Raw genomic sequence first — 15,617 nt, forward strand, 5'->3', positions numbered from 1 at the left:
AGAAGCCATCTATTTATCAGTGATTTTCTGTAAAATATAAACCACAAACTTTGCCTCAGTGTTAAACGGTTCAGCTTTCGCACTCGCTAACAGCGCTTGTCGATTCTCCACGCGGGCGCGATAAGCGTAAGGGGTCATAGTCAATAAATCCGCTAACGGCTCTGTCGATAAGCTTAATGGCGCACTAACAAAATGGGTCTCTATCAGCTTAAAATAGGGCGCTAAAGTAGGTAAAAACTTATCGGAATCATGTTCACGCACACTATCAAATAATGCCTCGCGTAAGGTCATTAAATGCCCTACATCTGGCTTAGCAATCACTAAATAGCCCTTATCTTGTAAAACCTCTGCAAAGGCTTCGGGCAAAATAGGACTAAAAATACTGCTAATGCCCATTAAGCTATGCGGACGTAAGGGCAAATGTGCAGCGCTGGTCACTAGTGGATAAATTGCCGTCTTAGCTACAGTTACATCAGTTCTATCTTCTTTTTCTTGTTGATACCATAGAAGATGTGCAGCCTTGGCTATTTTAGCAACCTCTACTAGAGCCGGCTTACTGATATCAGCAGCTATCAAGGTCTCAATGCCACCTTGTTGTGCCATAGCCTGAGTGTAATAACCTTCACCGCAACCGATATCCAGCCAGCGTACCTTGGATTTATTATCTTTAGCCATAGCGGGTTGATGTGTGGATAGTAATACTGCCATTTTCTCACAGACCAAATCCCTTAAAGGCTGATAATATCCTACGGATAAAAACCGCTGGCGTGCTGCAATGGATTGTTGACTGTCGCCGGGCGCTTTGGATTTTTTTTGTTGTACAGGCAATAGATTCACATAACCTTGGCGCGCCACATCAAAAGGATGTGAGGTTTGTTTTGGGTGCAAGCTGCCATCACAGCGCCATGTATCGGCTGCAGGTTGCAATGGTGATTGACAAATCGGACAAATAAATAAGGACACAAGCATCTCAGAGTCATACAAATATGGCTAGCATCTTAGCAAAATTTAGCCACTTCAAGCGACAAAAAAGCCGCTTCCCGTTGAATAGAAGTGGCTTTTTTTATTGATGAGCTGCTGTATATTTTAAACTTAGCGTAATTTTAGCGTCATCAAGCCTAGTACTACGAGCACAATGGCGATAATCCAAAACCTAGCGACCACTTGCGTCTCTTTCCAACCAATCTCTTCAAAGTGATGATGCAGCGGCGCCATACGAAAGACCCGTTTTTTGCGCAGCTTATAGGAGCCGACTTGGAGAATGACCGATACGGCTTCGGCGACAAACAGACCGCCCATGATGGCAAAAGCAATCTCTTGGCGCGTCATGACGGCAATCGTACCTAACATTGCACCCAGTGACAATGCACCAACGTCACCCATAAATACCTGCGCCGGATGGGCGTTAAACCATAAAAAACCGAGACCAGCACCAACCATCGCGCCGCAGACAATGATGACCTCAGAGTTATAAGCGATATAGGGTACATGCAAATAGTCAGCAAATCTTACGTCGCCGGACACATAAGCCATGGCCCCTAAACCAGCCGCCACCAATACGACAGGCAGGATTGCCAAGCCATCTAAACCGTCAGTTAAGTTGACCGCATTCGAGGCGCCATTAATCACAAAATAGGTAAAGATGATGAAACCAATACCAAACGGTACGGCAGAGAACGGTATCGTCCAATTCTTAAAAATGGGCAGTAATAAATCCTGCATTTCGCGAGTAGTCGCTATATCTGGCTGCAGCGTGGCAATGTAGTACAGGGAAGCCCCAACGAATAACGCCCCCATAGACAGCCAAAAGTATTTTTTGCGGGCGATTAAACCTTTGGGATTTTTGTACTTAATTTTCAGCCAATCATCCGTCCAGCCTACCAACCCAAAAATCACCATCACAATGAGCAAAATCCAAATATAGGGATTGTTTAGCCGCGCCCACAGTAAAGTCGATATCCCAATGGCGGTTAAAATTAATACCCCACCCATGGTTGGCGTACCGGTTTTGATTAGATGGGATTGCGGTCCATCATCACGGATAGCCTGACCATATTTGAGCGTGCGCAGATGTCGTATCACGCGCCCACCAAAAAACAAGCTAAAGACCAGCGCTGTAATAACGGACAGTAGCGCCCGCAGCGTTAATGAAGAAACCGAATAAAACGGTGAATAATACTGCCCTAACCATTCAAACAACCAAACTAACACCGCCTACTCCTTTACTAACGCATCAATAAGTGTTTCCATTTTCATGGAACGAGAGCCTTTGAACAACACGGTACAAGGCTGTGCTTGCTGCGCTTGCAGATAGGGCTGTAAATACTGTAACAAACTAACTTTATCATTAAAGGCTTGTGCGTTGATACCACCTACCGCTTGTGCGCCTGCCACACTGTGGTGAGCATATTCGCCCACACAAAGTAGCATATCAATACTCGTACCAGCAATAGTGCGACCTAGATTGTGGTGTTCGCTGACCGCAGCCTCGCCCAATTCGCCAATATCACCAAGTACCATTATTTGCGTGCCTGTTTGCGCGGCCAATACTTTTGTAGCGGCGCGTACGGAATGTGGATTGGCATTATAGGTATCATCAATCAGATGGTGCATACCTAGCGTTTGGCTATTCAAACGACCTTTCGCTGGACGCGCATTCTCTAACCCGACACCAATATCATCAATATCAATGTTAAGTGCATACGCACAAGCTGCCGCTGCTAACGCATTATTAATATTATGCTCACCTGCTAGCGGCAGACTAATCTCGCGCTTGTCTGTACCAATGTGCAGTGTAAACTCACTGCCTTCAGGCTTAATATTGATGTCGCTCGCTGTCACATCACTAGTGCCAAAACCAAGTACATGCGACGTATGGGTCGCAGCGATTTGGCGCAACTGCTTGGCATAGTCGTCGGTGTCAGGAACGATGGCATACTGCTCATCACTTAAGGTATGGAAAATTTCAGCTTTCGTCTGGCAAATACCCTCACGGCTACCAAACTCACCTAAATGTGCGGTACCAATATTCAAGATACAGGCCACATCAGGACGGACAAGCTCAGCGGTGTATGCAATCTCGCCGATATGGTTTGCACCCAACTCCAAAATGGCATAACGATGCTGGTCAGACAGCTCAAGCATCATCATGGGCACGCCAAAATCGTTATTTAAGTTGCCACGGGTAATGAGTGTCGGTGCTAAACGATTAAAAATACTGCCGAGCATCTCTTTGCACGTGGTCTTACCACTAGAGCCAGTGATGGCAATCACTGTCAAATCAGGATGCTGCTGACGACGATAAGCCGCCAGTTGACCCAATGCCAAACGGGTATCACTTACTACCAATTGGGGAGCGCTAGTCGAAATAGGACGCGATACGATAACAGCAATTGCGCCTTGGGTAACAGCAGTATCGATATAATCATGACCATCAAAGTTATCACCGTTAATCGCTAGAAAAATATCACCCGCTTCAATAGCGCGCGTGTCAGTAGCGATACGACAACTGGTGACCTCGATATATGAGTTTCCCTGTTCTATCACTTTTTGCCCGTCACCTAGCTGCCAGTGACCATTGAGTGCCGCTGTCGCCGCCAGCAAATTATCGGCTTGCCAAACATACAGTCCTTGCGACTGCATACTGTTATTATTATCTGCTGTCATAACGATTACCTTGTCGTATTTACCTTATTATGGTGACTACTTATTTTATGGCTGAGCAGAATAGATTTTTTATACGCGCCCTGCTTGTTGCAATGCTTGTTGCAAAACCACGCTGTCATCAAAATCATGACGGACACTATTAATCTCTTGATAGGTTTCATGACCTTTACCCGCAATAACCACAATATCATCGACGCTGGCGTGACTCACAGCATATTCAATCGCCTTTTGGCGGGCAGGCTCGATGTGCGCACGCTGATATTGCTCAGCACTCATGCCGACTTGCATATCTTTCAAAATAGCATTAGGGTCTTCAGTACGTGGATTGTCAGCGGTTAATATCACTTGATCCGCTCCCGACAATCCGGCCTGCGCCATCAATGGACGCTTGCCTGTATCTCGATCGCCACCACAACCGAACACCGCCCACAACTGTCCTTTGCAATGCGTTTTCAGACTTGCCAGCACTTGGCTTAACGCATCAGGGGTATGCGCATAATCGACGATAAAGCAGCCATCATTTGACGGGACACGCTGCATACGTCCGACAGCACCTTGTAGCTGTGGCATTAAACCAGTAATACGCTCAAGACTGATGCCTAGCGCTACTGCAGCGGCAATCGCAGCTAATAAGTTGGCGACATTAAAACGTCCCAGTAATGGGCTTATAATATTGACTTTATCAGGCTTCTTATCACTAAAGTCACTGCATAACAAAATCTCCACGCCTTGTAAACTTGGCATGATATCAGCTGCTATAAAAGTCGCTGTTGACGACGCGTTTAAACTATACGTCCATACTATCAAGCCGCTAGCCTGAGCCGTATCAAGCATTACTTGCGCATACTCATCATCACTATTAATAATGGCATGGGTTAAAGTAGGAAAATGGGCTTTATCAAATAGCTTGGCTTTAGCGGCTACGTACTCCGCCATATCAGCGTGATAGTCTAAATGGTCGCGACTGAGATTGGTATAGATGGCAATAGTTACTGGCATCCCTTGCAGGCGTTGCTGATCAAGGCCATGTGAGCTGGCCTCTAACGCCAATAAATCTGCTTTTTCCGTTCCTATTTTATATAAAAACTGCTGCACGGCCAATGCATCACCAGTGGTATGACTGGCTTGTATCAACGCACCAAGTTTACCGTTACCCGCCGTACCCATTACCGCGCTGCTCATGCCCGCCAATTGGGCCAATTGGGCGACCAGTTGACTGATCGTAGTTTTACCATTGGTGCCAGTCACCGCTACTACCGTTGGCAAGGTTATAGGCTGCTGATATTGTAAACACGCTTGTGCAAAGTCACCTAAAAAGTCGCGAATATGGGGGACATAGATGACAGGACACGCCAACGTGGCTAATTGCTGCCGCGCTAATAACTGATGGTTATCTTCGATTTGAAGGTTGACATGAGGTGGAGTATTAGCTGTGCTAAGCAACGCTACTGGGTCAATTTCCGATAAGATAAAAGCGGCTTGCTGCGCTGCTTGATACAGATAATCGCGGCTTTTTTGGCAGTTTTGACTTTGACTTTTTAAGAGTACAAATACATCTTTTGTAGTGACATGGCGACTGTCTAAACGTAACTGTTGAAACGGTAGGTTAGCGACTATAGTTGGATTCAATGATTCCTGTATTATTGCCAACAATTGCTGTCGCAACCCTTTATTGACATTATTAGTACCGTCGTTATTTGAGTTATCGTTATCAATAAGCTGCTGCAAGGTAACGTCACGTTGTAATGATTCGGGCATAGTCGTGGTCATGGGCAATTCAAATCCTAGACATATAAATAATTATAATAATAAGGCTCAATAAATTAACTAGCAGACAACAGCAGCAACCGTAACCGCACGGCTTATAGATGGTTAGAAGCCAAGCGATCTATATAGGCTATTTAGTCTGTAACGGCTTATCTAATGGCACATTATACAGACGCAACGCCTCTTTCATGACATTATGGAAGACAGGTGCAGCCGTCAAACCAGCATAATACTGCCCACGCGGATCTTCAACTAAAATCACGCCAACCAACCTTGGGTTAGATGCCGGTGCGATACCTGCAAAAATGTTGCGGTACTGATCCTCATAATATCCCCCCTCAGGACTAACACGGCGTGATGTTCCAGTTTTACCAGCTACTCGATAGCCATCGATGGCTGCTGCAACTGCCGTACCACCTGGAGCAGTGACCGACTCTAACATCTGCACAATCGACATCGCTTGCTCATGTTCCATAATGCGCTGACTTGATGGCGCTTTATCGCTTTTAATCAAAGTTAATGGATGCATGACCCCGCCTGCAGCCAGTGCTGAATAGGCCTGTGCGACTTGTGCTAAGGTCACTTGCAGACCATAACCATAACTGACAGTCGCACGTCGAGCGGTTTCTTTTTCTTTTGGGGTGACTACTGAACCACTGCCTTCACCAGGGAACTGTAGCGGCGTCTTGGCACCAAAACCAAATTTCTTTTGTATGTTCGTAATGGCATCAGGTGGCAAGGACAATGCAATTTTAGTAGAGGCTACGTTACTTGATTTTTGTAACAGCGTTGCCATGTTAATCGTGCCATAGTTTTCATGGTCACGAATAGTATAGCCTTTGACGCGGATAGAACCGGGGTTGGTATCAATGAGAGAATTGGCGGTATATTTTCCTGAATCTAACGCCGCAGCAACGGTAAAGGGTTTCATAACTGAACCCGGCTCAAAGACATCAAGTAGCGCACGATTGCGCTGGTTCTCACCAGTCATCTCATTGAGATTGTTAGAATTGAACGACGGCCACGTTGATAAGGCCAATACTTCGCCAGTTTGCACATCCACTATCAGCCCAGTCGACCATAGAGCTTCATGCAAGCGCCCTACTTTTTCCAGCTCTTTATACAGCAGATACTGCAATCGTGAGTCAATCGTGAGGGCGACATTCTGCCCAACCACTTCCGGCTCAATTTGCTTTATTTCTTTTAAGCTATTTTGTTTAGCGTCTTTTAATATGAGTACTTTACCGTCTTTACCCGCCAGCACTTTTTCGTATTGACGCTCAATACCGGCACGTCCTTCATAGCCCCCATCCGGATCATTGGCATTTTGTCCCATAAAACCCAACAACTGCGAGTTTGGCTGCGGCTGTGGATAATAACGCTGGAAGAAGTTTTTCTCACTTACGCCAGGGAAGTCAAGTGCGCTGACGCTTTGGGCAATCTCAGGCGTGACTTTATTCAGTAGCGGCAGATAATGTGAGCCAGCACCGGAGGGCAACGCGGCTTTAACGGCCTCGGCATCAGTGACGTCAACATTATCATCAATAGCCGTGGCTTTTTGCAACTCAGTAACAGGCATATTGGCTGCCGCCGCTAAACGCGTCAAATCCATGTCCTCTAAACGCTTTTGCATCCTTGCTTGGAGTTGGGGTTGCTCAGGGTTAGTAACCTTGATTCGCTTAATCTCATAGTATTCGCGCGCATAATCGTGCGGGCTAAAAGTTACAGACGAAAGCGGCGCACTGACGGCAAGCGGCAATTGATTGCGATCAGTAATCATGCCGCGGTAAGACTTTTGCGTGCGCACACTGGTGATGAGCTCATCCCCTTTATCTTGATAAAACTTCGCATTGGCTACTTGCAGGTAAAAAGCACGCCCTATTAGCAAACCTAATATAACTAGCGATATACCCCAAATGGTACGAAAGCGGTTTTTATCACTTTCGAAACCGCCGCGCGTCGAGGCTCCGGAGGCTTTATTAAATATTATCTTTTTGTTTTTACGATTTTTGTTACTGGTATATGCCCCTTGGGTTTCGTTCTTTTTTATACGAGAGCTTAGCTTGTTTGAGCGATTTTTTGCACTTTCTTTTGAAGCAGTTGTTTTTGACGACTTGTTACTTGACGTTTTATTTCCAGCGGCTGCTGTACTGGCGCGGCGTAAGGGCTTAATAACTTTGCCGCTAGCTGACTTTTTGGGGGTATTTTTGGCAGCGCCTTTTTTAGCAATATTAATAGAATTACTAGCTGTATTAGGTTTTTTGGTAGGTTTATTATTGTCACTCATTGTCCTACCTCTTTAGTAGCTAAGCTGGTCGATTCAGCTGTCGCAGCACCGGGCTGGATAATGAGCTTATCTTTAAAAGTTGGGGTATACATGCCAAGCTCAGCAACGGCACGGCTGGCAATCTGCGGGGTCGCGCTAAACGTCTGCTGTTCAATCAATAAGCGCTGGTGCTCAATTTGTAGCTTACGCTCTTGTTTTTTCATATCTTGCAATGCTTTATAATCCTGATGATATTGCTGAATGTTTTCGGCCGTTCTAATACCGCTCCACACAATGCCACCAGCTAGTAGCAACAGTACGACCACATAGATAGTCACTAGGCTAAAACGTTGCGCAAACATTTCGCCGATATCGGTAGGTTGTGGCGACTTAGAGTTGCGACGGGTTGCAGGTTTGCCAGATATTGCCATGACGCTCTCAAAAAAATAAACTCAAATATAAAAGACAGATTAGAATAACCCTTTATCAGCGTCACACTTCCATCAGCACCATCAATAAAAACACAATAAACAATAAAACCCGCTGTCAAATAGTTACAAAGTGAACAAGAAGCAAAAGCCAAATAAAAAGTGACCTATGAGCCTAGCAGATAATATTTACAGCTCTTTAACAGTAGCGTAGTCGTTAGCGTATTGACATCGAATAAGCTTGAAAATATCTACTTTCTATTTTGTTGCTTTTAGCCACTCACATCAACTTTGCATACTTTCTGAGCTTTGTTCTGACTGATAAACGACATCCGTACGCGTCGCTGTTCGTAACCACGCACTGCGTGAGCGTGGATTGCCCGCCACTTCTGATTTACTGGGCCCAATGCGTTTGGGCTTACTAAAATAACGTGGACGGTTTGGCGGCATCGGTAGCTTCTCATCTTCAGGATACTGGCCTTTACTATGGCGCTGCAAGAATTGCTTAATTCGCCGGTCTTCAAGCGAGTGAAAGCTGATCACCGCCAGTTGCCCGCCCGCTTTAATAATAGGAATACTTTGTTCTAAGAAGCTATCCACATCACCAAGCTCATTGTTAATAAAAATACGCATGGCCTGAAAACTTTGAGTCGCTGGATGTTTGCCTTTTTGCCACTTAGGATGCGCCACTTTAATCACTTCTGCCAGCTCTAGTGTCGACGTGTAACGGCTCATCTCTTTAATCGCGCGCGCGATACGGCGACTATGACGCTCTTCACCAAAGTCATAGAGCACATTCGCCAAAGTTTCATCATCGACCTTCTCTAGCCACTCAGCAACGGACTGACCACGAGTGGTATCCATACGCATATCCACCGCGCCATCACGCATAAAGCTAAAACCACGACTGCCATCATCAATCTGCGGTGACGACACGCCCAAGTCTGCCATCAAGCCATCAACTTGACTGATGCCCAGCGCTGCTAAGCTCTCCGTTAAACTGGCAAAGCTGTCGTGAATGACATGTACACGCTTATCCTCAGCTGCTAACTCACGAGCAACAGTAATGGCGGTCGGATCTTTATCAAAGACAATCAGTTGCGCGTCAGCAGCCAGCTGCGTCAATAATAATCGGCTATGACCCCCGCGCCCAAAGGTCGCATCGACATAGATACCACTAGCTTGCAGGCTATTTTCAGGTAAAGACTTCACCCCTAATACGGCGGCAACAGCCTCTTGCAATAATACCGCATCATGCGCAAAGCTTAACTGGTCGGGTGTTGCCGTATTCTGTGCGGGCAGATTATCGATAGTAGAAGGCGCTGCCACTGTAGCAGAGTCATCTGCAGCAGATAGAGAACGAACTTCAGAATTTGACTTAGACTCTGGCTTATAATTCGAGATTGACACAAATGACTCAATAAATGACGACCGGTAAGGCCAGTAATTAGATGAAAATAAACAAGTTATGACTTGTATAGCGGTATTATCGCAAGGATACATCTGTAGTCAAGCGCCAACTGGCCTTTTCGACAAAAATATTAGCCATCCCTGCTATAATAGCGCTATATTTTACGCCATCCTTCCTCTTTTTTAACGTCTATTTCTTAACTAACAATAATATTTTGAGACTATTATGACCCAAACCACAGTTTATCCTAACAGTAACCGCCCTGTACGTACGCGAATTGCCCCCTCGCCTACTGGCTTCCCGCATGTGGGCACCGCTTATATCGCCCTGTTTAATTTAGCTTTTGCTAAAGCACATGGCGGCGAATTTATTTTACGTATTGAAGACACCGATCAAGTGCGCTCAACTGAGCAATCTGAAAAAATGATTTTAGATGCACTACGTTGGGTAGGACTTGATTGGGCAGAGGGTCCTGACGTTGGTGGCCCGCACGCGCCTTATCGTCAAAGTGAACGTGCTGATATTTACAAAAAGCATGCGCAGCAGCTTCTTGATAGTGATCATGCGTTTCGCTGTTTTTGTACCAGTGAAGAGTTGGACACTATGCGCGCCGCACAAATGGCCAATGGTGAGACGCCACGCTATGACGGTCGCTATGCTAATTTAACTCGCGCAGAGTCGGATAAAATGGTCGCCGATGGCATGCCGTATGTCATTCGTATGCGCGTACCGACAGAAGGCGTCTGCCGCGTTGAGGATATGTTGCGCGGCACCGTTGAAATTCCATGGGCGCAAGTCGATATGCAAGTATTGCTAAAAACAGACGGTTTGCCCACTTATCATCTGGCCAACGTCGTCGATGATCATTTGATGGAAATCAGCCACGTCTTGCGCGGTGAAGAATGGTTGAACTCTGCCCCTAAGCATCAGTTGCTCTATGAGTATTTTGGTTGGGAGATGCCAGTATTGTGCCACATGCCATTACTGCGTAACCCTGATAAATCGAAACTGTCTAAACGCAAAAACCCTACTTCTATCACTTATTATCGTGATGCCGGCGTATTACCCGAAGCGCTGCTGAACTATCTAGGGCGTATGGGCTACTCGATGCCTGACGAAGCTGAAAAATTCACTTTAGAAGAAATGATTGCCAGCTTTGATATCCATCGCGTCTCGCTTGGTGGCCCTATTTTTGATATTGAAAAACTCAATTGGCTGAATGCTGAATGGTTGCGCGCGCTAACCCCCGAAGAGCTGAAAAATAAAATCCTTGCTTGGGCCAATGACAGTGACAAATTAACCGCCATGGCCGCCGCTATCCAACCTCGTATTGAGTTGCTATCTGATGCGGTAAATTGGGGCGCTTTCTACTTCCAAAACCTGCCAAAGATTACCAGCGATGACTTTAATCATAAAACTCTAATGCCTGAACAAATTATGGAAATCCTCCAGCTTACTATTTGGCAGCTTGAAGTCTTGCCGACATGGTCTGAGGAAAACATATACGCCACCATAAAAGGCTTGGCTGCTGCGCTTGATATTAAAATGCGCGACTTTATAGCCCCCTTCTTCATCGCGATTGCTGGCAGCTCTTCATCCACGCCAGTGATGAACTCTATGGCAATCATTGGCGCAGATATGACGCTCATACGCCTGCGCAATGGTGTTGAAGTGCTTGGCGGTTTAGGTAAGAAAAAGCTGAAGAAACTTGAGAAGCAAGCGGCTGAATTACCAGATTTTTTGGCGGAATAGTTGTTTAAAAAGCGCTAATAATAGATGAAACGTGGGTTAGAAGTAATATAGCCCACAAAACTTTATTATAAAAACCGAAAAATGATATAGGAATTATAAAATGGAAGAGCCATATTATAGAGTTGACAAATACATTGATAAATATACAGGTAAAAACTACGGTATTGTTCCAGTGACAACCTGTGGTACGACTCTCAACGATAATTTTAAAAAATCTAATCATTGGGATCTTATCGAAAGAGAAGATAGTATCGACAAAAGAAACGATAATCAGTGTGATATCCATAGAGGATCCAATTTTATCTACCAAAATACTGAAACAGGGAAAACCGTTAGAGTATTTATGGATCGTTCTAGAAATGGCAAAACCGTGAAGTGGGCATTCTGTTATTCTTTTGAAGAACAAGTCGAATTTTAGTGTTCTTGGCAGCTGTAATACAATAGCAAAAATCTCGATATTTGAATGAAAAGAAAATTTATATAGTATCCAACCCGCTGTACTCAAATAAAAAAGGTAACTCATGCCATATCCAGCAGCGATAGACCCCAATAAAGTAGGAGAATACCCTGCAATAGTTTATACAGGAGGCGGTTATTTTTTTGATGAAGTGCTTGAGTACCGCGTTTGGTGTCTTCCTGATAATACCGTAGAATATTCATATGATATCGATGCTTGTCATTCCTTTGTTACCTACCAAGAAGCGTTAGCATTCGCTGAGAATACTGAAAACTCAGCACAGCCACTTGCATTAGTCAGACAATTTGAATGGGTCGATCAGCCCTCAAGAGGTATTTACATTCATAATAAAGGTGAGAGACTTACGGAATGGAGACCTGAGTGGTTGGATAGAGGAACAAGAAAACCTAATGATATTGCTCAATTTCTGCAAAAAAATGCGGTTTCTAAGTAATTCACTTTTGGATAGAGTATAAAAATAATATTAACCCCTATCTTCATCTAATGCCTTAATGAGAAATATAAGTTTCATTACAGTAATTTATTTCACTAACATCATAGTTTTTAACCTAATTAGTGTTTTTAATGCCTTATTAATGGACTCTCTCCTAAATTTTTGGCCTATTTATGCAGTAATACGCAATTAACAGTTGACAACACCTGCGCTCTTACCTAAAATACGCACACTCTTAGCGAGGGGCTATAGCTCAGTTGGTAGAGCACTTGCATGGCATGCAAGGGGTCAACGGTTCGACTCCGTTTAGCTCCACCATACTATTTATTGTAAGTCTCAGTATTATCCATGAGCTTTGTGATAGATAACTTGCTAATAGATCGACATCAGCTCTAGGCATCGCTTTTTTAAAGCACTCTGATGTTGTTCGTTGTAATATTATGAACCTATAATATCTATAACACACTATGCGTCCCCATCGTCTAGTGGCCTAGGACACTGCCCTTTCACGGCGGTAACGGGGGTTCGAACCCCCCTGGGGACGCCACTATACGGCGTCACTTGTTAGCCCTATTGCGAAGTTGCATAAGATTAGACTAATAAGCGCACCATTAAAAAGCCCAATCATAATTTATTGTGATTGGGCTTTTTTTATGACTGTTTTTTGCCTTTCTATTACTAAGTTATTTTCATTATAAAAGTTAGCCAGTAAGAATTTATCTTATTAACACTTTAAAATACTTACGTAATCTTACACTAAAGCATTTTATTGACATAGTGTAACGCCTTTATACACAAAGTTAGTGTTTTTCTACTTAAAGGTGTTACCAATTCCTTTCATTATTGATTATGCTATTACTATGCTTATTGGACTTGTAAGTGATTTTGTAGAGATTGTTTATTAATACTGAACTAGTATGCTCATCAAATGATAACAACGACTTACTAAAAAAACATACTAAAAGGAATAATTATGTCACCTATTTATGCTCCTCAACGACGCCCATCATGGCGCGGAGTGATTGCAGGCCTTATTATGGGTCTAATGGTTGTTATGGCCATGATTGCAATTGCTTTAATACTAAGCTCCTTTCTGCCTTTTGATTTAAAAGGTACTAGTATCGCTGCTGGCATCTATGCTGCGATTACGGCATTAGTCAGTGCTTATGTAGCAGGTTTCTTTGCGATCAAATATTCTGCACCTGAAGCGCTATTCGGTGATGGTACCGACATTGATCCAAAAGATGCTACCTTAACAGGTATGCTTACTGCCGCTTTAATCGTACTATTAACTACATTTTTCACGTTAAGTAGTGCGACGGGTATTTTAACATCTGCAGGTAGTGCAGTAGGTTCTACGGTTAGTACAGTCGCTAAAACAGCGGCTACAACAGCCACTGTTGGTGCAACTGCCGCTGGTGCAGCATCACAAACTGATGGCGTGCAACAAAAAGCACAAGAAGTATATCAGCGTATATCAGGTGACATTAGCGAAGAAGATCTACAAGCGATGGTTGCTAAAAATACGGATAATTTAAACCAACAACAAATCGCGGCAACCAGTAGTGTAATCAAAGGCATGTTCGATAAGACTAAAACTCAAGTATCTAACATGGACTTCACTAACTTAGACACATGGCGCAACATTGATGAGTATGCAAAACAACGCATGGCATCTATTGAGCAAGAATTAAAAGGCCCTGTACTTATCACTCGTTTGCAACAAGAAGGCCTAACTGAGCCACAAGCAATAGAAGTGCGTACCGAAGTTCAGCAGTCATTTAATGAATATAAAATGAAAACTGAGCAGTATATTGCAGAAGCAAAACGTACTGCAGAAGAGAAGTTACAACAAGCTGAAGACGTTGCTCGTAAAGCGGCATTATATACTGGTCTATTTTGGTTGATCAGCGCTATCTTAACGTTCATCGCTAGTACAGTTGGTGCTAAAAGTGCAGCAGCAAATTACCGTCTAGCTAAGCCAATCGTAACTTGGGGTGATAACGTCAAATAAGTTTAGTGAGTAGTTAACTAAGAAACATACTTATCTAAATCGTTAATTATTTAACAAGTTATTAATATAAAAAAGCCCAGTAATAATGACTGGGCTTTTTTATGTCTGTCTTTCATTAACACAAGCTAGTTACCTAATTAGGCAAACCATTACTATCTTGGAGCACCTTAGCACCTTAGCACCTTAGCACCTTAGCACCTTAGCACCTTAGCACCTTAGCAAAAGGATGAACGCTTTTAAGTTTTGGATAGGAAAGTTTTTATAGACTACCTTTATTAATCAGCTGGCTTTTTAAAAGATAAATTTAAAGATAAATAGGTTCCTATCAGTATCACGATTGAGCCAATGATTGCACCTATATCCAATGCTTCCCCAAGGAGCACATAACCAAAAACTATTGCAAAAATTGGAATGACTAAGGTAATACTCGTTGCCCGCATGGCACCAATGCTTTTGATAAGCTGATTCATGAAAATTAGGGCGATTGCCGTCGAAAAGACGCCAATACAAATGACAGATAACCACGCCTTTAGACTAATACTTTTACCATACGGAAATTCATATACAACAATGGGTAGCATGACCAAGCTGGCAATGATTAGCGAGCCTGCCGTGATAGCAATTGGTGAGAGATCTTGTAAATAGTTTTTGGTGATATTCGCGCCTGTCGCATAACCAACACACGCCAATAATGCATAACCCATTGGCAGTAGGCCTGAACCTTGACCATGGCCTGAGAACAGGTGCTCACTCATCAAAACAACGACCCCGACAATACCGATAACCAATCCAAGTATTTGCTTTTTTGAGAGTTTATCATTAAAAAACGTACTGGCGATAAAGCCACTCATCATAGGCACGGAAGCATTTAGCACAGCTAATACACCTGCGTTCACTGACTGCGCTGAAAAAGAAAACAGCACGAATGGAATGGCAGCAGAGAATAAACCGACAATTGCAAGAACTTTATAATTCTCACGAATACCTTCCCTATTTTTCGGGTTTAACAATACAAAAACTAGCATGGTTAGCCCTGCAAATACCAAACGCAAGCTGGCAAATGACAACGCGCCAAACTCAGGAACTCCCACTCGGTAAAATATAAAGGATAGCGACCACATAAAAGAGAGCGTGAAAAAGATAATAAGGTCGCGTTTGGACATTGGTTGCTCGATTCAGGTATTAACGGTTGAGACAGCATTTGATACGTCGTTAAATAGATTGTAATGATAACTTTTAAACGGCTTGATAGGTGGTTTTTCTATGTGTAAGCGGTCAGTCATGAGACTAATTATTGAAGTTTGGTAGCTATAAGATATAAGTATTGGCTATGGTTATTAGGCACCAATTAGACTTAAGAGGTTCATCACACTATACTCGTCATCAAAACTCGTAATCAAAA

At 43.7% G+C, this 15,617-nt stretch carries 12 protein-coding genes and 2 tRNA genes; 6 read left to right on the forward strand and 8 right to left on the reverse strand.

From position 1 onward, the window contains the following. Positions 1–9: 9 nt before the first annotated feature. The 7 genes from ES754_RS11420 to rsmH form a co-directional block, all read right to left on the reverse strand. On the reverse strand, positions 10–969 hold the full coding sequence (locus ES754_RS11420; protein WP_147224330.1) for a putative RNA methyltransferase: 960 nt from the start codon (positions 967–969) through the stop codon (positions 10–12). 123 nt (positions 970–1,092) lie between these two features. Then, positions 1,093–2,211, reverse strand: coding sequence for a phospho-N-acetylmuramoyl-pentapeptide-transferase (gene mraY, locus ES754_RS11425; protein WP_147224331.1), 1,119 nt, complete (start codon positions 2,209–2,211; stop codon positions 1,093–1,095). A 3-nt stretch (positions 2,212–2,214) separates the two neighbouring features. Next, positions 2,215–3,666 carry a UDP-N-acetylmuramoyl-tripeptide--D-alanyl-D-alanine ligase gene (locus tag ES754_RS11430; protein WP_147224332.1) on the reverse strand — a complete coding sequence of 484 codons (1,452 nt, stop codon included), beginning with the start codon at positions 3,664–3,666 and terminating at the stop codon, positions 2,215–2,217. A gap of 69 nt (positions 3,667–3,735) precedes the next feature. Continuing rightward, complete coding sequence (locus tag ES754_RS11435; protein WP_227677846.1) at positions 3,736–5,436, reverse strand: UDP-N-acetylmuramoyl-L-alanyl-D-glutamate--2,6-diaminopimelate ligase; 1,701 nt, start codon at positions 5,434–5,436, stop codon at positions 3,736–3,738. 127 nt (positions 5,437–5,563) lie between these two features. Beyond that, a complete protein-coding gene (locus ES754_RS11440; protein ID WP_147224334.1) occupies positions 5,564–7,720 on the reverse strand; it encodes a peptidoglycan D,D-transpeptidase FtsI family protein in 2,157 nt (718 codons plus the stop codon). Beyond that, the gene (ftsL, locus tag ES754_RS11445) at positions 7,717–8,130 is read right to left on the reverse strand and encodes a cell division protein FtsL (RefSeq protein WP_147224335.1); all 414 of its coding nucleotides are present in this window, start codon (positions 8,128–8,130) and stop codon (positions 7,717–7,719) included. The genes ES754_RS11440 and ftsL overlap by 4 nt, the downstream gene beginning before the upstream one ends. Before the next feature lie 282 nt (positions 8,131–8,412). Then, the gene (gene rsmH / locus ES754_RS11450; RefSeq protein ID WP_476705272.1) at positions 8,413–9,438 is read right to left on the reverse strand and encodes a 16S rRNA (cytosine(1402)-N(4))-methyltransferase RsmH; all 1,026 of its coding nucleotides are present in this window, start codon (positions 9,436–9,438) and stop codon (positions 8,413–8,415) included. Positions 9,439–9,763: 325 nt separating this feature from the next. Here rsmH and gltX point away from each other — a divergent pair, with 325 nt between their 5' ends. The 6 genes from gltX (at position 9,764) to ES754_RS11480 (ending at position 14,215) form a co-directional block, all read left to right on the forward strand. Continuing rightward, positions 9,764–11,290 (forward strand): glutamate--tRNA ligase, encoded by a 1,527-nt coding sequence (gltX, locus tag ES754_RS11455; RefSeq protein WP_147224337.1) that lies wholly within the window; start codon positions 9,764–9,766, stop codon positions 11,288–11,290. Positions 11,291–11,390: 100 nt separating this feature from the next. Next, on the forward strand, positions 11,391–11,708 hold the full coding sequence (locus ES754_RS11460; RefSeq protein ID WP_147224338.1) for a hypothetical protein: 318 nt from the start codon (positions 11,391–11,393) through the stop codon (positions 11,706–11,708). Between the two features lie 103 nt (positions 11,709–11,811). Further along, on the forward strand, positions 11,812–12,201 hold the full coding sequence (locus ES754_RS11465; protein WP_147224339.1) for a GCN5 family acetyltransferase: 390 nt from the start codon (positions 11,812–11,814) through the stop codon (positions 12,199–12,201). Positions 12,202–12,443: 242 nt separating this feature from the next. Continuing rightward, positions 12,444–12,519, forward strand: a tRNA-Ala gene (locus ES754_RS11470). 153 nt (positions 12,520–12,672) lie between these two features. Further along, positions 12,673–12,748: transfer RNA gene (locus ES754_RS11475), tRNA-Glu, on the forward strand. Between the two features lie 426 nt (positions 12,749–13,174). After that, on the forward strand, positions 13,175–14,215 hold the full coding sequence (locus ES754_RS11480) for an ATP synthase subunit B family protein (protein ID WP_147224340.1): 1,041 nt from the start codon (positions 13,175–13,177) through the stop codon (positions 14,213–14,215). Between the two features lie 275 nt (positions 14,216–14,490). Here ES754_RS11480 and ES754_RS11485 read toward each other — a convergent pair whose 3' ends face one another. Further along, a complete protein-coding gene (locus tag ES754_RS11485; RefSeq protein WP_147224341.1) occupies positions 14,491–15,378 on the reverse strand; it encodes a DMT family transporter in 888 nt (295 codons plus the stop codon). Positions 15,379–15,617: the final 239 nt, after the last annotated feature.

This window comes from Psychrobacter frigidicola, from assembly GCF_007997305.1.
In the GTDB taxonomy this organism is placed as follows: Bacteria; Pseudomonadota; Gammaproteobacteria; order Pseudomonadales; family Moraxellaceae; genus Psychrobacter; species Psychrobacter frigidicola.